Source organism: Achromobacter sp. D10, from assembly GCF_035282245.1.
GTDB classification, from domain to species: domain Bacteria; phylum Pseudomonadota; class Gammaproteobacteria; order Burkholderiales; family Burkholderiaceae_B; genus Achromobacter; species Achromobacter insolitus.
Genome location: NZ_JAYJLE010000009.1, coordinates 184,044 through 205,446, shown reverse-complemented (window position 1 = coordinate 205,446; position 21,403 = coordinate 184,044). Strand labels below are relative to the sequence as shown.

Below are 21,403 nucleotides of genomic sequence, written 5' to 3'. Positions count from 1 at the left end.
TCGAACCTACGACCCCCTGGTTCGTAGCCAGGTACTCTATCCAGCTGAGCTACGGGCGCTCCGAAAGAGGCGTGTTTATACCATGAATAATAAAGGCTGCGCAAATCAGTCGCCCTGTGGCGGTAGTTCCTTCCACAAAACACGCGCAAAGAAAATAGTTCAGAAAGCCCGGTTCACGCGTCCGCATTGCGAAACTCCAGCGTTAGAAAAATAATTGGCTTCCTGTGCATTTAGGTCAAAACATGCGCCCACGAGCGGAAAGCAGCTTCTGTACGGGACCTCTCGCCGACGCCAGCAGCCGGGGCTCTCATCGCCCCCTAACTGTCAGAAGGAACTTGCATGAACATCAAGCATTCCTCGGGCGCGCTTCTACTGAGCCTTGCGGCCACGATTCTGTCGACGGGCTGTTCCACCGCCCCACAACCAGCGGAATCCGGCTTCCTCCCTGATTACTCGCTTCTGCATCAAGCGCCGGCCCCCGACGGCGGCACCCGGCTGGTTTACCTGAACCCCGCATTCAACCCGTCGCGCTACACCGCGGTCTGGCTCGATCCCGTGATGTATTACCCCGAGCCCCAGCCTTCCGCGGACGTTTCCCTGGAAACCCTCACGGAGATACGCGATGCGGTCAACGAAACGCTCAGGCGCAAGGTGGGCGAGCGGGTGAGGCTGGTCGATCGCGCCGAACCGGGCGTCGCCCATATACGCATCGCGATCACGGCGGTAGGCACCTCTGCGCAGGCACTGCGAGCCTATCAATACATCCCTATCGCCCTGGTCATGACCGAGGCCAAGGCCGCCATGGAAGGAGGCATGGCGCGCAACGCGACCGTCGCCATCGAGGCGCGGGTCACGGACAGCATGACGGACGAATTGCTGTATGCGTCCGTGCGGGGCGGCACGGGCGAGAAGGTCGCCAACGCCACCCAAGGCGCCGGCGGCGTCCGCCTGTCCAAGCTGCAACCGCTGATAGATGAATGGACTACGGGCGCTGCCCAGGAAATCGGGAAGTACGTCCGGGAACGGTGAAGCAAGGTATCGGGCGGCACAGCGCTGGCTGTGCTGCGGCCCTTCGTGATTTTCAAACCATGATTCCGTTGGAGCGATCCTATGAAGCTGACACGCCGCACACTGAACACGGGCGCTCTTGCCCTGCTCGCAACCAGCGCCCTGCGCAGGCCCGCCCGGGCTGCCGATGGCTTGGTCGCGGATTTGCCTGAAGGCGACGAGCAATTCGGCGTGGCCACCGATGTCTACGTCTACGCCTACCCGCTGGTGACGATGGAGATGACCAGGCGTGTCATCACCAACGTGGCGGAACCCAAGGGGACACGAGCGCCGATGGGGCATCTCATCAAGCTGCGGCAGTATCCCGATGCGAAGTTCCGGGACGTGACGGCGCCCAATGCCGACACGCTCTACACCACGTCCTTCTTTGACGTCGGCGATGAGCCCTGGGTCGTCAGTCTGCCGGACATGAACGGACGCTATGCCTTGTTTCCGATGCTGGATGGCTGGACGACGGTGTTCGACGTGCCCGGGAAACGCACGACGGGTACAGGACCGCAAACCTTCGTGGTGACCGGCCCCGGCTGGGAGGGCGCGATTCCACCAGGCATGACCCAGTACAAATCGCCGACCAGCATCGTCTGGTTGCTGGGCCGCATTTACTGCACCGGCACTCAGGAGGACTACGCGGAAGTCCACAAGCTGCAGGATGAAGTGAAGCTCTGTCCGTTGAGCGCCTGGGGCAAGGATTGGAATCCCCCCGCAGGCAAGGTCGACCCCGCCATCGACATGAAGACCTCGGTGCGCGACCAGGTCAACAACATGGACGCGGTCGAGTACTTCAGCTTGTTTGCCCAGTTGCTCAAGCGCAACCCGCCCAACGCGGCCGACGCGCCCATCGTCGCGAAGATGGCCACGATAGGGATCGTGCCCGGCCAGGACTTTGACAAGACTCTGCTCGACCCTGCCGTTGCTAAGCGCGTTCCCCAAGTCGGCTTTGGGCGCATCATGACGCACTTCAAGTCCAGCGGCGGCGACATACAGGACATCGACGGCTGGGGCTTCACAACCAAGACCGGCATCTATGGCACCAACTACCTCCAACGCGCGCTGGTGACCGCGATCGGCCTGGGGGCCAACCGCCCGCAGGACGCCATCTACCCCACCTCCCTGAAATCGGATACCGGCGCCATCAAACGTCTCTATGACGGATCCGAAAAATATGTGCTGACCTTCAAGAAAGGCCTCACGCCTCCCGTCTCGGGCTTTTGGTCGCTGACCATGTATGACGCGGCCTACTTCTTCGTCGACAACCCGCTGAACCGCTACTCGATCAGCGCGCGCCAACCCCTGAAGGCAAAGCCGGACGGGTCGATCGATTTGCTCATACAGCATGAATCGCCCGGCCCCGAACTGGAGTCGAACTGGCTGCCGGCGCCCAAGGGAAAATTCATCCTGATGATGCGCCTGTACTGGCCCAACGAAAGCAACCCATCCATCATCGACGGCTCCTGGACCATCCCTCCGGTAAGAAGGGTCACCTGATCCCGGCGTGGCACCCGCCGGCCCGAGGCCGGCTTTGCGCTCACCGCGGGCGTGGCGGATCCGATCCGTCGCGCCTGCAGTTTGGGAAGGGTTTGCAATGAAAAAAAAGATCACGGGCTGCCTGGCTTGCGGCCTGCTCCATGCCGCGGCGGCACTGGGGGCCGAAGCGGACTCCGCTTCGGCCCCCGCCTCCCTGCCCTCGAATGAATGGCAGTTCGCGGTCACGCCTTACTTCTGGGCTGCCGGCCTGTCCGGCAAGGTGTCCCAATCGCGTTCGCCAGTCATCGATATCCATGCCGACTTCGACAAACTGTTCGACAACCTCGACTTCGGCGCCATGCTGATCGGCGATGCGCGCAAAGGACGCTACAGCGTATTCGGCGACCTGATCTACACCAAGATCGGCACCCAAGGCGACACACCGCGCGGCCTGCTGGCCAGCAGCGCGGACGTGAAGACATCCACATTCGCGGGACTGCTCGGGATGGGGTATTCCGTGCTGGAGAATTCGCCGCACCAGCTGGATGTGGTGGCGGGCTTGCGGGTCTGGTCGGTCGACACCGACATCACGCTCAAGGGCGCTCACCTGAATGGCAGGACGCGCAGCGACGGCGCCACGTGGGTGGACGGCCTGGTAGGCGTGCGCGGAAACTATGTCCTCAGCTCCAAGTACTACCTCACCGGCTGGGGCCTGATCGGCGCGGGCGGCGCGGAAGCGGACTGGGACGTCGGCCTGGGCATTGGCTACAACATCAGCAAGAACGTCTCGGCGGCGATAGGCTATCGCGCCCTGGGCGTGGACTACAGCAGCGGGGGATTCAAGTTCGACGCCGTGCTCCAAGGCCCGATGGCGGGCTTGACGATCCGCTTCTGACAGGCCTGCTCCGCCAATGATCCAGCGATCCGTCGCGGCGGCGTTGGCGACGCGCAAAACAAAAAGGCCTTTGATGCATGATCAAAGGCCTTTCCATTTTCTTTGCTGTATTGACCAAGTGAACTTGGCGCGCCCGGCAGGATTCGAACCTACGACCCCCTGGTTCGTAGCCAGGTACTCTATCCAGCTGAGCTACGGGCGCTCCGGCAAAGAGGCAAAATTATATCAGAAAAATCTTGCCGTTGTTTTTACTGCTCTGTTTTTACTGCTTTTACTTTTCACTGCTCTCGCTACTTAAACGAGACGTTCAATGCGAATCGAACTTGGCGCGCCCGGCAGGATTCGAACCTACGACCCCCTGGTTCGTAGCCAGGTACTCTATCCAGCTGAGCTACGGGCGCATTTGCGTTTCGCATTGCGTTTAAAAGCAAGCCTTGAATAATAGCGTTATTTCGCAAAGCGTGCAAGTGACGCATCCGCTCCGGGCACATCGGTTCACGCCAGTGCCACGCTGATCTGCTCCGCCGTGCCGCGCATTTTTTGCAGGAACTTGCCCACGATTTCGGCGCGCTCGTGCCTTGCCAGATTCAAGCTGGTGGTCAACGCTGCAACCACCCGCCCCCTCTCGTCCTTGATCGGCACGGCCAGGCCGCATATGCCCAGCTCCAGATGCTCGCTTGCCAGCGCATACCCCGCCTTTGCTGCGTCTTCGATCGCCTGGCGCAACTCCGCAGCCTCAACCAGCGTGTGCTGTGTATGGCGCGCGAACGGCGCCTTGGCGATGAACAGCTCCCGCTCCTGAACGCTCGCGCCCGCCAACAGCACATGGCCGCTGGACGTGGCGTGGGTCGGCAGACGTTCTCCAACTCCCAGGCGCCGTGAAAGCGGACTCGGCATTTCCGCGCGGGCCACATAGACCACGTCTTCGCCATCCAACACCGACACGGTGCAGATCTCGCCCGTGTCGCGCATGAACTCCTCGACGGCATGCCGCGCAATATCGCGCCAGGACAGCGACGACAAATAGGCATAGCCAAGTTCGAGCACCGCCGGCGCCAGGCTGAACCTGCGTTCCTCGGTGCGTGCGTAGCCAAGCGTCACCAGCGTGTAGAGCAAGCGCCTGGCGCCAGCCGGCGTCAGGTTGGCGCGCTGCGCTACTTCACTCAGCGTCAGCGCCTGGTGGCCAGGGCCGAATGCACGGATAACGGCCAGGCCGCGCGCAAAAGCCTCGACGAATTGATCGCCGCCCTTGGGTAAACCCCAAGTTCGTTCACTCGGAATCTTAGGCATGATTATTTCGACAGAAGAAATAATTTTCGATAGTCGAAAAATAATAGCACACCAGGATGCGATTGCGCATCAGTGGCTTGCCATCGGAGGAACGAAAATGATGGAACTCACCCCCGTTTACGCGGGCTTTGTCGCCGAGGTGGCCAATATCGACCTGCGCGCGCCGCTATCGGCGCAGGACATCGAAGCGCTGCGCGGCGCCCTGGATCATTACGCCGTGCTGGTCGTGCCGGACCAGCCCTTGGACGAGGCCGGGCAGATGGCCGTGGCGCGGTACTTTGGTCCGCTGGAGACATCGGTGGGCGCATCGGTCTACAACGCGCACCGCCCTCGCCGCCTGAACCACGCCGAGCTTTCCGACATCTCCAACCTGGATGAACGCGGCGGCATTCTGGACAAAGGCGACATTCGCCGCCTTATCAACCTGAGCAACCAGCTCTGGCACACCGACAGTTCCTTCAAGCGCACGCCGGCCAGCGTATCCCTGCTGTCTGCCCAGGAAATCCCGCCCGTCGGCGGCGCCACCGAATTCGCCGACATGCGGGCGGCCTGGGACGCCCTGGGCGAAGAACGGCGGCAACGCCTGGCTCCGTTGATCGCGGTGCATGACTACTTTCACTCGCGCGGACTGACGGATTTCGACGTGGGTTCAGTGCCTGACGCCTGGCGCGAGCTCCAGCCGCCCGTGCGGCAAGTCCTCGTGCGCCGGCATGCAGGCACCGGCCGCCGATCCCTCTACATCGCATCGCACATCAGCCGCATAGAAGGCATGGACGATGACGAAAGCCGCGAACTGATCGATGAACTCATGGCCTTCGCCACGCAGCCCCAGTTCGTGTACCGGCACCGCTGGCGCGCCAACGATCTTGTTCTTTGGGACAACCGCTGCACCATGCACCGGGGCGCCGGCTTCGACGAGAAGTATCGCCGATCGATGCGCCGCGCGACGGTGCAGGACATCGGTCCGACCGTCGCCTGAATCCCCACAATCGAGACCCACAAATGTCCAACAAGATGAAGCAAATCGCCGCAGCGCTGGCGCTGGGCGCGGCCTGTCTGAACGCGAGCGCCGCCTTCCCAGACAAACCGATCAATATGGTCGTTCCATTCGGCGCCGGATCCGCGACCGATACGCTGGCGCGCGGCGTTGCCAAAGGCCTGAGCGAACGGCTGGGACAACCGGTCACGGTGGAAAACAAGCCAGGTGCCGGCGGCGGCATAGGCGCCGCGTACGTGGCCCGCAGCGCGCCGGACGGCTATACCGTCCTGATGGGCACCAATGGTCCCATGGCGGCCAATGCCAGCCTGTATCAACGCCTGCCCTATGACCCGGTCAAGGACTTCGCCCCCATCGCGCTGATGGGCCGCCTGCCCATGATCCTGATCGGCAATGCCAGCGCAAAGGCAACGACGCTTCCCGAGCTGGTCGCGGCAGCCAAGGCCCAACCGGGCGCGATCAATTTCGGTGCCAGCAACACCACAGCGCGGGTCTGGGTGGAACTGCTCAGGCACATGGCCGACATCGACGTGACCACAGTGCTGTACAGCAACGTCGGCGGCATGATGACGGACCTCATGAGCGGGCGCATCTCCTATGCCTTCGAGAACGTTGGCCCCTCATTGCCGCAGATTGCCGCAGGCAAGGTGCGCGCCCTGGCCGTGACCACGCCCCAACGCGCCCCGTTCGCTCCCGACATTCCGACGGTGGCCGAGAGCGGCCTGGACCGGCATGAACTGGTGGTGTGGTTTGCGATGTTCGCACCGCGCGACACGCCCGCCCCCATCGTCGAGCGCATCAATGCCGAGGTCAGGCAAGTACTCGACACCGCCGAGCTGCGACAGCTGTCCGCACAGATCGGCATGACTCCGGCCGCGGGCAGCCCCGCGGATCTCAAGGCCTACCAGGAAGACGAGGTGAAGAACTGGCGCAAGCTGGTCGACATGACGGGCGTGCGCATCGACTGAGCGCGGCTCAGGCGCTGCCAGCCATATCCAGTCTGGCCAGGAGCGCCCTCGCCTGCTCGACCACATCGTCGTCGTTGGGACGGAACTCCAGCGGCAGCGCCTGGGACAACTGCTTGAAATGCGCATGGCAGCTGCGCGCGTAAGCCGGGTCGTAGTGGCGGTCTATCAGTTCCTGCGCCAGCTCGCGGCGCGCGCCGCTATCGACCAGGGCCAGCCATCCAGACACGCGCTCGCGGCTGTGCAGGCCGATCATGCGCTGCAACTGCGCCTTGAGCGATTCTGGATCTTCGAACAGGTGCGCGTAGTCCTGCAGCAGGAAGGTCGCGCGATCCGCGCGGCTGGAGCTCACTTCGACACACGGACTGGCGTGCATCGCCGCAAGCAGCGCGGCCGGCAACGCGACCGCGCCGATCTTGCGGCTTTCCGCTTCGACGAATACTGGCCGCGCCGGATCGAATGCGCGCAAGCGCTGCGCCAGGCGCGTGTCGAAGCCCTTTTGCGAAGGCTGTGCGACACCCGCCCACGCGCCCAGCAGCGACCCGCGATGCGAGGCCAGGCGCTCCAGGTCCAGCGTCTGCGCGCCCGCCTGCTCCAGGGCATTCAGCAATCGCGTCTTGCCGCTGCCAGTGGGGCCGGCCAACACAACGTAGCGCAAGCCGGCGGGCAGGCTTTCCAGGGCGTCCAGCGTGGCCTGGCGATAGGTCTTGTAGCCGCCATCGAGTTGCCGGGCCCGCCAACCTATCATGTTGAACATCGTCGTCATGGAGCCGGAACGCGTGCCGCCGCGCCAGCAATAGATCAACGGGCGCCAGCCCTGGCGCCGGTCCGCGAAGGTCGTGTCCAGGTGCGCCGCGATATTGCGCGCCACCAGCGCGGCGCCCACTCGCGAGGCCTCGAAGGGCGAGACCTGCTTGTACAACGTGCCCACCACCACGCGTTCTTCATTGCTCAGCACCGGCGCGTTGGTGGCGCCAGGAATATGGTCGTCGGCGAATTCGAGCGGCGTGCGCACATCGATGACTTCGTCGAAATCATCCAGCCGGTCCAGGGTGGCGAGCAGGTGTTTCAAGGGCGGAGCGCGTAAAAGGGAATCTGGAATTCTCTCATGTCAGGGCACGGCGCGTGATTGACCGCGCAGCGGCACCCGGGCTTGCGGCGCGCCCATATGAACAAAGCCGCGGCCCATGAAAAAACCCGCAATCGCTTGCGCAATTGCGGGTTTTTTATCTCCGGACCAGCCGAAGCCAGATCGGAGAGAATCTGGCGGAGATGGTGGGATTCGAACCCACGATGCAGTTTTTAGCCACATACTCCCTTAGCAGGGGAGCCCCTTCAGCCTCTCGGGCACATCTCCGAAGAGAACGAGATTCTAGCACGACTTTTTTCACTCTTGCCCGCTATGGGGCATTCATCGCAAAAAAAATCGTGCCACAGTCTGGTCTCAGGCCTTTTCAGCGGGCGCCTGGTCCAGGCCGAAGGCCTTGTGCAGCGCGCGCACGCCCAATTCCATGTACTTGTCGTCGATGATCACCGAGGTCTTGATCTCGCTGGTGCTGATCATCTGGATGTTGATGCCTTCTTGCGAAAGCGTCTGGAACATCAGGCTGGCCACGCCCACGTGCGAGCGCATGCCGATGCCGACGATGGAGACCTTGGCGACCTTCTCGTCGGTGGACAGTTCACGCGCGCCCACGGCCGGGATGACTTCGCGCTTGAGCAGGTCGACGGCGCGAGCGAACTCGTTGCGGTTGACGGTGAACGAGAAGTCGGTCGTGCCAGCCACGGACTGGTTCTGCACGATCATGTCGACGTCGATGTTGGCGGCGGCAACAGGACCCAGGATGGAGAAGGCGATGCCGGGCTTGTCCGGAACGGCCAGCAAGGTGATTTTGGCTTCGTCGCGGCTGAAGGCGATGCCGGAGACAACGGCGGCTTCCATTTTTTCGTCTTCCTCAAAAGTAATCAGCGTGCCCGAGACCATTTCTTCTTCGAGCGGGATAAGCGGGTCGGTCAGCGAGGACAGGACCCGGACCGGCACACGGTATTTGCCGGCGAATTCAACCGAGCGGATCTGCAGGACCTTGGAACCCAGCGACGCCATTTCCAGCATTTCCTCGAAGGAAACGACGGCCATGCGGCGCGCCTCGGGCACCACGCGCGGATCGGTCGTGTAGACGCCGTCCACGTCGGTATAGATCAGGCATTCGTCGGCCTTGATGGCGGCCGCCACGGCCACGGCCGAGGTATCGGAACCGCCGCGGCCCAGCGTGGTGATGTGGCCTTCGGGATCGACGCCCTGGAAACCCGTGACGATGACCACGCGGCCTGCGTCCAGATCGGCGCGGATGCGCTCGTCGTCGATCGACGTGATACGCGCCTTCGTGAAGGACGAATCCGTGCGCACGGGCACTTGCCAGCCGGCATAGCTGCGGGCCGGCACGCCAGCGGCTTGCAAGGCAATGGCCAACAGGCCGCTGCTGGCCTGCTCGCCGGTGGCGGCAATCATGTCGAGTTCGCGGCTATCGGGCTGGGGCGAAATTTCGCGCGCCAGGCCGAGCAGGCGATTGGTCTCGCCTGCCATCGCCGACGGAACAACGACAACCTGGTGGCCGGCGGCGTGCCACTTCGCGACGCGACGCGCCACGTTTTTGATGCGCTCGACCGAGCCCATCGAAGTACCGCCATATTTGTGAACGATCAGGGACATCTCGTACTCTGGCTGGGAACCCGCCGCAAAAGGTTGACGGGCAAAGCCGTATATTCTAGCGCGACGGTAAAAAATTGCGCAGCTTGTGCAAAATTCTGTCCGCGCAGCGGTATTTCGGGGACGCCAGGCCGCCAGACGGCCCGCTTGCTCCCGTTCAATGCCGAGGTTCGACCCAGACCCTGCCCCGGTGGCAACGAATGACGTGGCCGGCCTGCTCCACCCGCAGCTGGCGATCATGGCCCAGGCTGTGCAGCCCGCGCAATTGGCGCAACAGGTCGCGCATCCGGGCGTCGGTCGGCATGCGCGCGCCATTCTGCTGCAACCAATACCGCAACACGTGCGCCTGCCGCGCGTCGGAAAGCCCGCGCCAGGCCTGCAAGGAAAAACTGGCTCCATCGGCCGAGGGATCGAGCGCGGCCAAATCCTCCCGCGCCACTTCGTCCAGGATTTGCGCCGCCTCTCCCATGTGCCGCGCATGCCGCGCGACGATGCCGCGCCACCCCGGCCAGCGGGCGTCCAGCACCGGAGCCAGCAATTCGCGCAGGGCGGCGCGCGTGTAGTGGGGATCGGCATTGGTGGGGTCCTGCACGGGCCGCCAGCCGCTGGCTGCCGCTACCGCATCAGCCGCCTGCAGGATCGTGTCGCGGCCGATATCCAGCCACGGACGCAGGTAGACCAGGCCATCGCGCCTGGACACGGGCGCCATGGCCGCCATGCCGGTCAGCCCCGTGCCGCGCAAGAGGCGCAGCAAGACGGTTTCCGCCTGGTCGTTGCGATGATGGGCGAGGAGCACATGCGTGACGTCCTGCTCGCGCGCCAATTGCGCCAGCGCCGCATAGCGCGCATCACGCGCCGCCGCCTCGATGCCCTTGCCCGCCGCCTGTGCCACGTCGACCCTCGCCACGGACAGCGGCAACGCCAACAGCCCGGCCAGCGCCTGGACGTGCTGCGTCCAGGCGTCGGCGGCGGCCTGCAGGCCGTGATGCACATGGAATAGAACGAGGTCGATGCCGAGCTCGCGTGCCACGGGGGCCGCATGCACGGCAAGCATGGCCGAATCCGCGCCGCCGCTAAGCGCTACCGCAATGCGCGGCGCGCGCTCCGGCAGCGCCTGCAAGGCGTGGCGCAAGGCCGCCGCCAGCTCGGCCGACACGGGAAGGGAAGGAACAACGCCCGCCGCGGCCCGAGGCGTGGTGTCGGGCGCTTGGCGGGCGGTCATGGAACAAGGGGCGCGTGGCGCGAAGCCGCGGCGCCGGCAGGCCTGCCGGCGCCCAGCATGCTCAGGCGCGCACTTCCTGGTAGGCGCCGTAGGACAGCAGGCGCTGGACGCGCTGTTCCACGAGCTGCTCGGGCGTCATGCCCTGGAGCTGGCGCAGGGCGTCGCCCAGCGCGCGGCGCAGCAAGCGGGCCATGACGCGCGGGTCGCGGTGGGCGCCGCCCACCGGCTCGTTGACCACGCGGTCCACCAGGCCCAGATCCTTGAGTCGCGGGGCGATGATGGCCAGCGCTTCGGCGGCTTCGGGCGCTTTGTCGGCGCTGCGCCACAGGATCGAGGCGCAGCCTTCCGGCGAGATCACGGCATAGGTCGCGTACTGGAGCATCAGCACGGCATTGCCCACGGCGATGGCCAGGGCCCCGCCGGAGCCGCCTTCACCGATGATGGTGCAGATGACCGGAACCTTCAGTTCGGCCATGGCATAGAGATTGTGGCCGATCGCTTCGGACTGGCCGCGCTCTTCGGCGCCGATGCCGGGATAGGCGCCCGGGGTATCCACGAACGTGAACACCGGAATGCCGAATTTCTCGGCCAGGCGCATCAGGCGCAGGGCCTTGCGATAGCCCTCCGGACGCGGCATGCCGAAATTGCGGGCGGCGCGTTCCTTGGTGTCGCGGCCCTTCTGATGACCAATGACCATGCAGGGCGTGCCGTTGAAACGCGCCAGGCCGCCCACGATGGACTGGTCGTCGGCGTACATGCGGTCGCCGTGCAGTTCGTGGAAATCGGTGAACATTTCGCGCACGTAGTCCAGCGTGTAGGGACGCTGGGGATGGCGGGCGACCAGGGCCGTTTGCCAAGGCGTGAGCTTGGCGTAGATTTCCTTGGCCAAGGTCTGGCTCTTCTGCTGCAGACGTCCGATCTCGTCGGAGATGTCTACGGCCGAATCGGCCTGCACGTAGCGCAGCTGCTCGATCTTGTTCTCAAGCTCGGCGAGCGGTTGTTCGAATTCCAGAAATGTATTGCGCATGTAGTGTGGTTCCGTAGATGGGCTGCCTGGCGTGCGTCAGTACTGAACCGGAGTCGGTTCCAGACTGCGCCACAGATACCAGGTCGCCACGGTACGCCAGGGTTGCCACGCCAACGAGACTTCGCGAGCCTCGAAGCGCGAGACAGGCTCGCCGCTGAAATAGTGTAGCGAGATTGCCTTGAGCAACCCAGGATCATCCAGCGGCAGGACATCAGGCCGCTGCAGATTGAAAATCAAAAACATCTCCGCCGTCCAGCGCCCGATGCCCCGGATGGCGGTCAATTCGGAAATGACGGCTTCGTCGTCCATTGCCGCCCATTTCTCGGGATGGACGCGGCGTTCGCCGAAATGCACGGCAAGGTCCAGGACGTACTCGGCCTTGCGCTGCGACAGCCCCGCCGCGCGCAGGCCGTCCAGGCCCACCCGCAACACGGCCACAGGCGTGGGCCGTTTGCCCACGGCTTCGATGAACCGCGTCCAGACGGCGTCGGCCGCCTTGGTGGACACCTGCTGTCCGATGATCGCCCGCGCCAGCGTCACGAAAGGCGAGCCGCGCGAGGTCAGCCAGACCTCGGGGTGCTGGGGAATGATCTTCTTGAGGATGCGGTCGCGCCGCATCAGGTGGGCTACGGCGGCTTCCCAATACTCGGGCTTGGGAATCTCGAGGTCGACGGTGGACATGGCGGGCGTATCCTGCGGGTTCAAGCCCGACGCCATTGCGTCACGCCGCCCGGTTTGTCGTCGAGTTCGATGCCGGCCTCGCGCAGCTCCGCGCGGATGCGGTCGGCTTCCGCGAAATTGCGGGCCGCCTTGGCGGCCGCGCGCGCATCGATCAGGGACTGGATGGCGTCCGCGTCCAGCTCGCGGCGGTCGCCCTGCTCCATCGCTGCCGCCGAATAGCGGGTAGGCGACTGGAAATACGCCGCCGGCTCCTGCTGCAGCAGGCCCAGCAGCGACGCCAGCGCCTTCAACTGCCCGGCGCTGCGCGCGCTCTTGCTGCGGTTGGCCTCCGAGGCCAGTTCGAACAGCGCCGCCACGGCGCCCGAGCTGTTGAAGTCGTCGTCCATGGCCGCCTTGAAGGCCTGGGCTTGCGGCTCGTTCCAGTCGATGCCCTGGGCATCGGCGGGGACGTTCTGCAGCGCCTGGTACAGGCGGTCGAGCGCGTTCTGCGCGTCGACCAGGTTGTCCGGCGTGTAGTTCTGCGGGCTGCGGTAGTGATTGCGCACGATGAAGAAGCGCACCATTTCCGCTTCGCGCGGGTTGACGCGGTAGACCGCCTGGTCGGCCGCAGGCTCGTCCTGTGCGATGGTCTGGCGGATCGTGCGGAAATTGCCGAGCGACTTGGACATCTTGTCCGAATCGACCATGAGCGGGCCGCAGTGCATCCAGATATTGGCCAGCGTGCCGCCGAAGGCGCCCTCGGTCTGGGCGATCTCGTTTTCGTGGTGCGGGAACTTCAGGTCCGGACCGCCGCCATGGATATCCAACGGCAGGCCCAGCAGCGACTTGCTCATGGCCGAGCACTCGATATGCCAGCCCGGACGGCCCAGGCCATAGGGCGATTCCCACTTGGTGTCGTCCGGCTCGTCCGCCTTGGCGGACTTCCACAGCACGAAATCCAGCGGATCGCGCTTGGCCGAACCAACCGCCACGCGCTCGCCGGCGCGCAGGTCGTCCAGCGTCTTGCCGGACAGCTTGCCGTATCCCGGGAAGCCGCGGACGGAGTAGTTCACGTCGCCATCATCGGCCTGGTAGGCCAGGCCGTTCTGCTCGAGCTTGCCGATGATGTCCAGCATCTCGCCGACATACTCGGTCGCGCGCGGCTCGCGGTCCGGCGACTGGACGCCCAGGGCGCGCTCGTCGGCATGCATGGCGTCGATGTAGAACTCGGTGACTTCGCCGAGGCGGCGGTTGGTCTCGACGGCGCGGCGGATGATCTTGTCGTCGATATCCGTGATGTTGCGCACATAGTCCACCGCCAGGCCGCTGGCGCGCAGCCAGCGCTGCACGATGTCGAAGGACACCAGCATGCGGGCATGGCCCAGGTGGCAGAAGTCATAGACGGTCATGCCACACACGTACATGCGCACCTGACCGGCCTGGGCCGGCTTGAACGGTTCTTTGGTACGCGACAACGTGTTGTAGATTTGCAGCATGGCGCTTATAGACTTTATCCAAGTTTTCCGTGGCGGTTACGGAAAGTTGTTGCCGAAGGACAATACCTTCGACGTGTACCGCCGGGTCCGCTCTCGATCCCGCATTGCGGCCCCGAGCCATAATCTCACTGGCGCGGACCATTCCGAGCCCCTCAGTTCGAATCCGGCTTTGAAGTCGGGCTCGAGCCGGATTTCAAACCCGCCCTGACGGACGAATCGCCGGGGTTCGTCCCCAATGTCGAGCCAAAACCCAACCGGGGCTAAAATGGCGGTCGTCAAGTATAGCAAGCGGCCCGGTCGCGCGCGTGAGCGTCGACCTGCCACGACTTTTAACGGATGCCCAAGTGACTATCAAGCCGCGCTTTCGCGTCGCCCTGCTCGCCCTGGCCCTTGCGGGCGCGCCGGTTGGAGCCGCTCTGGCCCAGTCGATGGCGGGCGGCGGTGGAACGAATCCCAACGCCAACCGCACCACCCTGGATCCCATCCCGCCCGAAGGCGGCTGGGACAGCCTGGCCAAATTGCTGGAAGCGGCCCAGCCCAGCGTCGACACGCGCCTGACGCCCTCGCCGTCGCAGATCACGACGCACATCGAGCGCCTGCTGAATCGCGGCGACAACGAAGAAGCGCTCGCCATGATCGAAAAGCGCCAGGAGCAGATCAAGGACCAGCGGGGCACTGACGTGCAGCTGATGTTCCAGCACGCGCGCGCGCTGGCAGCCCTGAACCGCAGCAACGAGGCCATCGACGTCTACACCGAGATGACCAACCGCTTTCCGGAACTGCCGGAACCTTGGAACAACCTGGCGGCTCTATATGCTGCCCGGGGCGAACTCGACCGGGCGCAAGATGCGCTCTCGATGGCCCTGCGCGCCGACCCCAACTATGCCGCCGCCCGCGCCAATATGGGCGACCTGCAACTTCTGCAGGCCTTGAACACCTACAAGAAGGCCGCCCGCGATGGCGTGCCCGGTATGCAGGACAAGGTCCGCGAAGTCGAAACCATGCTGAAGGATAAACACGGCAAATGATGTCCCGCTACTCCCCCCTACACCTGCTGCGCCTGACGGCGTGCTCGTTCGCGCTGGCTGCATTCGCCCCAGCGCTCGTCAGCGCCGCCCCCGCGGCCAATTCCTCCACCTCCACCTCTGAAGGCACAAAAGCCATGAGCACCAACCCCCGCGTCAAGCTCCAAACGAACCAAGGCGACATGGTCATCACGCTGGATGCCGCCAAGGCTCCCAAGACCGTCGAGAATTTCCTGACCTACGTCAAGGAAGGCTTCTACAACGGCACGGTGTTTCACCGCGTGATCGATGGCTTCATGATCCAGGGCGGCGGCTTCGAACCCGGCATGAAGCAGAAGCAGACCCATGCTCCGATCGAAAACGAAGCCAACAACGGCCTGAAGAACGACAAGTACACCCTGGCCATGGCCCGCACCAGCGATCCGCACTCGGCCACGGCGCAGTTCTTCATCAACGTCTCCAACAACGACTTCCTGAACTTCACCGCGCCCACGCCCAACGGCTGGGGCTATGCCGTGTTCGGCACCGTGACCGAAGGCACGGACGTGGTCGACAAGATCAAGGGCGTGAAGACCGGCAACAAGGGCTTCCACCAGAACGTCCCCAACGAAGACGTGATCATCGAGAAGGCCGAAGTTCTTGAATAAGATCGCCCTGTCCGGCCCCATCTGGCTGGCGTCCGACCTGCATCTGGGGCCGGCCACGCCGGCCACCTCGGAGGCCTTCCTGGCCTTCCTGGAGGCCGCGCGGGAGGAAGCCGGCGCCCTGCTGCTGCCGGGCGACATCTTCGATGCCTGGATCGGCGACGATGTGATCCGCGCCGCGCCGCCGTGGCTCGCCACGGCGCTGACGGCGCTGCGCGACACCGCCAGCCGCATTCCGGTGTGGCTGGGCCGCGGCAACCGCGACTTCCTCATTGGGGAAGAGTTGGCCCAGGCCCTGGGCGCCAAGCTGCTGCCCGAGCCGGCGCTGCTGGAAACGGATTACGGCCAGGTCTTGCTGACCCACGGCGACGAGTTCTGTACGGACGACGCCGCCTACCAGCAATTCCGCAAGATGGTCCGCGATCCCCGCTGGCAGGCTGAGTTCCTGTCCAAGACGATCCCCGAGCGGCTGGCCATGGCACAGCAGGCCCGGGGCGAAAGCCAGGCGGCCAACCAGATGAAGTCCATGGAAATCATGGACGTCAATGCCGCCGCCATTGTGTCGGTCTTCCGCGAGACCGGCGTACGCGTCCTGGTGCATGGCCATACCCATCGCCCGGCCCGCCACGTGCTGGAAGTGGATGGCAAGAAGCGTGAACGCTGGGTGCTGCCCGACTGGGACTGCGACCACGTCTCGCCCGCCCGCGGCGGCTGGCTGGTCATCGACCGCGACGGCCTGCAGTTCTACGACCTGGAAACGGAAGCGTAGCGCCCCCCGCGCTCCACCGCATGACCGAAAAACGACAAGGGCCGCATTTGCGGCCCTTGTCATTGCTGCTGGCACCAAGCGCGCCAGCCGGCTCAGCGGGTAAAGATCCAGGCCGCGACCACGCCGCCGAACACGATCCGGTACCACGCAAACACGCGATAGGTGTGGTTAGCGACAAAGCGCAGCACGGCGCGCACCACGACCATCGCGCTCAGGAAGGCGGCAATAAAGCCAACCGCGATGCCCGACAGGTCGTGCTGGGTGAGCACGTCGAAGTTCTTGTACATGTCGTAGACCGCCGCGCCCAGCATGGTGGGCATGGCGAGGAAGAACGAGAACTCAGTGGCCGTCTTGCGCTGGATGCCCGCAATCATGCCGCCGATGATGGTGGCGCCCGAACGCGAGGTGCCGGGGATCATGGCCAGGCATTGCGCCACGCCCACGCCCAATGCCTGCTTCCAGGAAATCTGCTCCAGCGTGCGAGCCGTGGCGCGCTCGTCGGAAGCCGTATCGTCCGCCGCGCCGGGCACGTCGCCCGGCGTATGGTGGGTCTTGCGTTCCACGTAAAGCATGATCAGGCCGCCCAGCACCAGCGTCACGACCACCACGGCGGGATGGTAGAAGATGCCCTTGATAGCCTTGATGAAGATCGCGCCGATGACGGCTGCGGGCAAGAAGGCAATGATCAGGTTGCGGGTGAAGGCCACCTCGCTGGGCACGCCGGTCAGCGTGCCGCGGATCAGCGTCAGCAGGCGCGCGCGGAACACCCACATCACCGCCAGGATGGACCCCAGCTGGATCACCACTTCGAAGACCTTGCCCTGGCTGGACTGGAAATTGATCCAGTCGCCCACCAGGATGAGGTGCCCAGTGCTGGACACGGGGATGAACTCCGTCAGGCCTTCAATGATGCCCAGGACGAAAGCTTTGAACAGATATAGAGTGTTTTCGGTCACGATGGCAGGTCGGTTCCAGTTAATCGTTGGCTAGGGATTCGTCGTCGGCGAGCATTTCCTGCGGCCGCTTCTCCACGCGCACCAGCGCGATGCGGCGGCCGTCCATTTCCAGGACTTCAAAGCGGAAATGCTCGTGATGAATTTCGTACTCGCAGACGTCGCCCGGCTTGGGCAAGTGCCCGAAGCGCGACAGCAGATATCCCGCCAGAGTTGAAAAATCCTGGGCGTCATCGACCAGGCCCTCGGTTTCCAGCACTTGCTCGACATGGTGCAGGTCGGCCGCACCGTCGATTTTCCAGGTGTTCTCGCCGTCGGCGACGATGTCTGGCAGTTCGTCTTCGTCGGGGAATTCGCCGGCGATCGCCTCGAAGACGTCGATGGGCGTCACCAGGCCTTCGATCGCCCCGAACTCGTCCGCCACCAGCACCAGCTGGCCGCGCGAGCGCTTGAGCGTGTCCATGAGGCGCAGGATGCCGATGGACTCATGCACGATGATGGGGTCGCGCAGGCGGTTGCGGCGCACCCTGCCCTCGGTGATGAGGTCCGCCACCAGGTCCTTGGCGCGGCCAATGCCCAGCACCTCGTCCAGCGACCCCCTGCACACGGGGAAAAAGCTGTGCGGCGCTTCGGTCAGCTGGTGACGGATGGTTTCCGGGTCGTCGTCGATATTGATCCAGGAGACGTCGGTGCGCGGCGTCATGATCGAGCGGATGGAACGTTCAGCCAGCGTCAGCACGCCACTGACCATATTGCGTTCCTCGACCCCGAAGGCGGGAATGGCCGGACCGTCCGCGCTGGGCAGATCGGGCTCGTCCGCTGGCGGCCGCTTGCCCAGCATGCGCAGCACGGCGGAGGCGGTGCGCTCGCGCATGGGGCGGCGCGCGTCCAGCTTGAGCAGGTTGCGGCGCGCCACCTGGTTGAGCGCCTCGATGGCGACCGAGAAGCCGATGGCGGCATACAGATAGCCCTTGGGCACCTTGAAGCCGAAGGCCTCCGCCAGCAGCGAAAAGCCGATCATGAGCAGGAAGCCCAGGCACAGCACCACTACCGTGGGGTGGGCGTTGACGAAGCGCGTCAGCGGCTTGGATGCCAGCAGCATGATGCCGATGGCGATGACGACGGCGATCATCATGATGGCCAGATGGTCCACCATGCCTACCGCGGTGATGACGGAGTCCAGCGAGAACACCGCGTCCAGCACCACGATCTGCGTCACGATCACCCAGAAGCTGGCGTACACGCGCGGGCCCGATGAGCCGCCGTGCTGGGAGCCCTCCAGGCGCTCGTGCAGTTCCATGGTGCCCTTGAACAGCAGGAACAGGCCGCCGATCATCAGGATCAGGTCGCGGCCCGAGAACGACAGCGGGCCGATGGAAAACAGGGGGGTGGTCAGCGTGACCAGCCATGACATGACCGACAAGAGGCCAAGACGCATGATGAGCGCCAGGCTCAGGCCCATGATCCGCGCGCGGTCGCGTTGCGCAGGGGGCAGCTTGTCCGCCAGGATGGCGATGAAAATCAGGTTATCGATCCCCAGGACGATCTCAAGGATGACCAGGGTAAGCAAGCCGACCCACGCAGTGGGGTCCAGCAGCCACTCCATCAGGAGCTCCAGAAGTTACACGACCGGTAATCGTACATGGAAAATCCGTGACACGCCGGTGACGCGCCCCCTCCGTATGCCTGATGTACACGGGGTTTAAGCCTTGGGAACCAGGGCATTGCGGGCCTGGACGGATCTCGCAAAGCAAAAAAAAACCGGCCAGGAGCCGGTTTTTGCGCTGAGGACGATCAGCTGCCGAGCTTGAGCGTGCCCTTCATCACGGCCCAGTGGCCGGGGAAGGAGCAGAAGTAGGCATAGGCCTCGCCGGGAGTCAGCTTGGAAACGTCGAAAGTCACGGAATCGGACTCACCGCCCCCAATGACCTTGGTATGCGCGATGACGCGGGTATCGCCCGCCTTCACATAGTCCTGCGCCGGACCCGCAGTCATGCCCTCGGTGGCCACCGCGGTCTTGTCGGCGTCCTTGGTGAGCACCCAGTTGTGGCCCATGGCGGTCTTGGGCAACTTGCCGACGTGCTTGAGATGCACGGTGAATTGCTTGCAGCTCTTGTCGACGACCATCTCGCTCACGTTGTACTGCATGGCGTCGTTACTCTCGATGGTCGCCTCGCACTGGGCGGCAAACACGGGCAGGCTGGCTGCGGACAGGGTGATGGCTAGGGTGGCTTTTGCCAGCATGGGAACTTCTCCGTAAACGTCGCGGCCTTCATACACGCGAGGCAAATGCCTGCGCCGCCGCCATCCACAAGTCTAGAGCCGCACCGGCGCAGCGCCATTGATGGACATCAATCGCGCCGCGTTCAGTCTTCGGAATCAAGCCCATGCGCAGCGGCCGCCCATGAAAAAACCGGCCCCCGGGGCCGGTGTTTCCTTATGGCGGAGGCGCCCCGCTTCAGGCCGCCGAAGGCGGGTTCAACGAAGACAGCATCTGCGTGAAGATCTTCGGGCTGGCGGCCAGCACATTGCCGGTGTCCATCCAGCCTTGCTCGCCGTCGAAGTCCGCGACCAGGCCGCCAGCCTCCAGCACCATCAGGCTGCCCGCAGCCAGGTCCCAGGACTTCAGGCCCACGCCGCAGAAGCCGTCCAGGCGGCCGCAGGCCACGTAGGCCAGATCCAGCACCGTGGAGCCCAGGCGGCGTACGCCAGTGCTGCCTTCGGCCATCTGGCGAAAACGCGCGGAGCCTTGCTCCGGGTCGCCGGAGTTGGGCCAATGGGCGCCCAGCAGGGCCTCGTGGTAGCGGGTGCGGCCCGACACGCGCACGCGGCGGTCGTTCAGGAACGTGCCGCTGCCGCGGCTGGCCGTGAAGAGTTCATTGCGGGTGGGGTCATAGATGACCGCCTGCGTGACCTGGCCGCGCTGCGTCAACGCAATGGACACGGCGTAGTTGGGCAGGCCATGGATGAAGTTCGTGGTGCCGTCCAGGGGATCGATGATCCACTGGAATTCAGCCTGGTCGGGGCCTTGCAGGCCGAATTCCTCGCCCAGGACGGCGTGGTCCGGGTACGCGGCGCGCAGCGTCTCGACGATCGACTCCTCGGCGGCGCGATCGACTTCCGTGACATAATCCCGCGGCCCCTTGCGAGCCACGCTGAGTCGTTCCAAATCCATGCTGGCACGGTTGATAATGGTGCCGGCACGCCGGGCCGCCTTGATGGCGATGTTGAGCATCGGGTGCATAAAATTCCGTACGAATGCGATGAGTTGGCTTGATGGTAGGCCGCTTGCCGCCCCCCGGTCCGCCGCTCCCCAACCGGGGAAATCGACCCAAAAAACCAGGAAGGCACTAAGCCAAACGTGCCATTTTAAATGACTCAAGCATTTTCACGTGTTCGGTTCATCATGGTGAACCCCAGCCACCCCGGAAACGTGGGTTCGGCGGCCCGCGCCATCAAGACGATGGGATTCTCCGAACTGGTCCTGGTCGAGCCCAAATTTCCAGATGTAACAAGCCAGCCGGAGGCCGTGGCGCTGGCCAGCGGCGCGTTGGACGTGCTGGAAAATGCCCGGATCCACGCCACTTTGGAAGAGGCGCTGGCGCCCGTCACCATGGCTTTCGCGTTGACCGCCCGCGTGCGCGACCTGGGCCCGCCGCCCTGCGATATCCGCCAGGCTGCCGACCTGGCCCGCGTCCACCTGGGCGAAACCGCCGAGGGCGTGGCCGCCGTGGTGCTGGGCACGGAACGCGCCGGGCTCACCAACGCCCAGATCGCGCTGTGCCACCGTATCTGCCACATCCCGGCCAATCCCGAGTACAGCTCGCTGAACGTGGCCCAGGCGCTGCAACTGGCTGCCTGGGAGCTGCGTTACGCGCTGCTGGTGGACCAGGGCGCGGCGCTGCTGCCCGCTTCCACCGCGCAAGAAGCGCCGCGCGGCGCGGCGCCGGCCTCCAGCGAAGCCGTCCAGGCCTTCCTGGCGCACTGGGAAGAAGCACTGATCGGCGTGCAGTTCCTGGATCCGGCGCATCCCAAGAAGCTGATGCCGCGCATGCGCCATCTGTTCTCCCGCCATGCCTTGAGCCGCGACGAAGTGGACATGATGCGCGGCGTCTGCACCGCCATGCTGGCCACCGCGCGCCGCAACGGCGGGACAAAAAAATAGGGGCAGGCTCGCGCCTGTCCCCTGCAAGGTTTGCCGGGCGGCTCGCCGCCCGGAAA

20 protein-coding genes and 3 tRNA genes are annotated in these 21,403 nt (G+C 64.4%); 9 read left to right on the top strand and 14 right to left on the bottom strand.

The features are described from left to right. The first annotated feature begins 339 nt into the window (after positions 1-339). From VCS63_RS21925 to VCS63_RS21915, 3 genes are all read left to right on the top strand, one after another. The gene (locus VCS63_RS21925; protein WP_076814705.1) at positions 340-1,029 is read left to right on the top strand and encodes a DUF3313 domain-containing protein; all 690 of its coding nucleotides are present in this window, start codon (positions 340-342) and stop codon (positions 1,027-1,029) included. Between the two features lie 81 nt (positions 1,030-1,110). Beyond that, complete coding sequence (locus VCS63_RS21920) at positions 1,111-2,553, top strand: DUF1254 domain-containing protein (RefSeq protein ID WP_063641121.1); 1,443 nt, start codon at positions 1,111-1,113, stop codon at positions 2,551-2,553. A gap of 97 nt (positions 2,554-2,650) precedes the next feature. After that, complete coding sequence (locus VCS63_RS21915) at positions 2,651-3,427, top strand: hypothetical protein (RefSeq protein ID WP_112965965.1); 777 nt, start codon at positions 2,651-2,653, stop codon at positions 3,425-3,427. Positions 3,428-3,552: 125 nt separating this feature from the next. Here the strand turns inward: VCS63_RS21915 and VCS63_RS21910 are convergent. The 3 genes from VCS63_RS21910 to VCS63_RS21900 all read right to left on the bottom strand — a co-directional run bounded on the left by VCS63_RS21910 (position 3,553) and on the right by VCS63_RS21900 (position 4,717). Further along, positions 3,553-3,629 (bottom strand) — tRNA-Arg (locus VCS63_RS21910). A 122-nt stretch (positions 3,630-3,751) separates the two neighbouring features. Beyond that, positions 3,752-3,828 (bottom strand) — tRNA-Arg (locus VCS63_RS21905). A gap of 94 nt (positions 3,829-3,922) precedes the next feature. Continuing rightward, positions 3,923-4,717, bottom strand: a complete 795-nt coding sequence (locus tag VCS63_RS21900; RefSeq protein WP_253636846.1) for an IclR family transcriptional regulator domain-containing protein — start codon at positions 4,715-4,717, stop codon at positions 3,923-3,925. Positions 4,718-4,814: 97 nt separating this feature from the next. Between VCS63_RS21900 and VCS63_RS21895 the strand changes: the two genes are divergently transcribed. Both VCS63_RS21895 and VCS63_RS21890 read left to right on the top strand, forming a co-directional pair. Further along, on the top strand, positions 4,815-5,696 hold the full coding sequence (locus VCS63_RS21895) for a TauD/TfdA dioxygenase family protein (RefSeq protein ID WP_149064160.1): 882 nt from the start codon (positions 4,815-4,817) through the stop codon (positions 5,694-5,696). 23 nt (positions 5,697-5,719) lie between these two features. Beyond that, entirely contained in the window at positions 5,720-6,682 is a 963-nt protein-coding gene (locus VCS63_RS21890; RefSeq protein WP_076814714.1) for a Bug family tripartite tricarboxylate transporter substrate binding protein, read from the top strand. A 7-nt stretch (positions 6,683-6,689) separates the two neighbouring features. Here the strand turns inward: VCS63_RS21890 and mnmH are convergent, their stop codons facing one another. The 7 genes from mnmH to cysS form a co-directional block, all read right to left on the bottom strand. Continuing rightward, positions 6,690-7,751, bottom strand: a complete 1,062-nt coding sequence (gene mnmH, locus VCS63_RS21885; protein ID WP_112965968.1) for a tRNA 2-selenouridine(34) synthase MnmH — start codon at positions 7,749-7,751, stop codon at positions 6,690-6,692. Between the two features lie 192 nt (positions 7,752-7,943). Continuing rightward, positions 7,944-8,036, bottom strand: a tRNA-Ser gene (locus VCS63_RS21880). Between the two features lie 87 nt (positions 8,037-8,123). Then, the gene (locus VCS63_RS21875; protein WP_042794477.1) at positions 8,124-9,389 is read right to left on the bottom strand and encodes an aspartate kinase; all 1,266 of its coding nucleotides are present in this window, start codon (positions 9,387-9,389) and stop codon (positions 8,124-8,126) included. 154 nt (positions 9,390-9,543) lie between these two features. Further along, positions 9,544-10,608 carry a tRNA lysidine(34) synthetase TilS gene (gene tilS, locus VCS63_RS21870; protein ID WP_082900559.1) on the bottom strand — a complete coding sequence of 355 codons (1,065 nt, stop codon included), beginning with the start codon at positions 10,606-10,608 and terminating at the stop codon, positions 9,544-9,546. Positions 10,609-10,669: 61 nt separating this feature from the next. Beyond that, positions 10,670-11,635, bottom strand: a complete 966-nt coding sequence (locus tag VCS63_RS21865) for an acetyl-CoA carboxylase carboxyltransferase subunit alpha (RefSeq protein ID WP_042794478.1) — start codon at positions 11,633-11,635, stop codon at positions 10,670-10,672. 36 nt (positions 11,636-11,671) lie between these two features. Further along, the gene (locus VCS63_RS21860; protein ID WP_323881022.1) at positions 11,672-12,316 is read right to left on the bottom strand and encodes a DNA-3-methyladenine glycosylase; all 645 of its coding nucleotides are present in this window, start codon (positions 12,314-12,316) and stop codon (positions 11,672-11,674) included. Between the two features lie 20 nt (positions 12,317-12,336). Next, positions 12,337-13,791 (bottom strand): cysteine--tRNA ligase, encoded by a 1,455-nt coding sequence (cysS, locus tag VCS63_RS21855; RefSeq protein ID WP_042794479.1) that lies wholly within the window; start codon positions 13,789-13,791, stop codon positions 12,337-12,339. Between the two features lie 344 nt (positions 13,792-14,135). On the opposite strand from cysS, the gene VCS63_RS21850 reads away from it, so the two are divergent. The 3 genes from VCS63_RS21850 (at position 14,136) to VCS63_RS21840 (ending at position 16,229) form a co-directional block, all read left to right on the top strand. Continuing rightward, positions 14,136-14,819: a tetratricopeptide repeat protein gene (locus tag VCS63_RS21850; protein WP_042794481.1), complete on the top strand. Its 684-nt coding sequence runs from the start codon at positions 14,136-14,138 to the stop codon at positions 14,817-14,819. Between the two features lie 134 nt (positions 14,820-14,953). After that, positions 14,954-15,463, top strand: a complete 510-nt coding sequence (locus VCS63_RS21845; protein WP_042794482.1) for a peptidylprolyl isomerase — start codon at positions 14,954-14,956, stop codon at positions 15,461-15,463. Continuing rightward, entirely contained in the window at positions 15,456-16,229 is a 774-nt protein-coding gene (locus VCS63_RS21840; protein ID WP_063641115.1) for a UDP-2,3-diacylglucosamine diphosphatase, read from the top strand. Before VCS63_RS21845 ends, VCS63_RS21840 begins: the two co-directional genes overlap by 8 nt. 92 nt (positions 16,230-16,321) lie before the next feature. On the opposite strand, the gene VCS63_RS21835 is transcribed toward VCS63_RS21840, so the two are convergent. The 4 genes from VCS63_RS21835 to VCS63_RS21820 form a co-directional block, all read right to left on the bottom strand. After that, a complete protein-coding gene (locus tag VCS63_RS21835; protein WP_042794484.1) occupies positions 16,322-17,185 on the bottom strand; it encodes an undecaprenyl-diphosphate phosphatase in 864 nt (287 codons plus the stop codon). A 19-nt stretch (positions 17,186-17,204) separates the two neighbouring features. Next, on the bottom strand, positions 17,205-18,788 hold the full coding sequence (locus VCS63_RS21830) for a TerC family protein (RefSeq protein ID WP_042794485.1): 1,584 nt from the start codon (positions 18,786-18,788) through the stop codon (positions 17,205-17,207). A 188-nt stretch (positions 18,789-18,976) separates the two neighbouring features. Next, the gene (azu, locus tag VCS63_RS21825; RefSeq protein WP_042794486.1) at positions 18,977-19,426 is read right to left on the bottom strand and encodes an azurin; all 450 of its coding nucleotides are present in this window, start codon (positions 19,424-19,426) and stop codon (positions 18,977-18,979) included. 214 nt (positions 19,427-19,640) lie between these two features. Next, positions 19,641-20,426 (bottom strand): inositol monophosphatase family protein, encoded by a 786-nt coding sequence (locus VCS63_RS21820; RefSeq protein ID WP_063641114.1) that lies wholly within the window; start codon positions 20,424-20,426, stop codon positions 19,641-19,643. 129 nt (positions 20,427-20,555) lie between these two features. On the opposite strand from VCS63_RS21820, the gene VCS63_RS21815 reads away from it, so the two are divergent. Then, complete coding sequence (locus VCS63_RS21815) at positions 20,556-21,347, top strand: RNA methyltransferase (RefSeq protein WP_108913078.1); 792 nt, start codon at positions 20,556-20,558, stop codon at positions 21,345-21,347. The last annotated feature ends 56 nt before the right edge of the window (positions 21,348-21,403 follow it).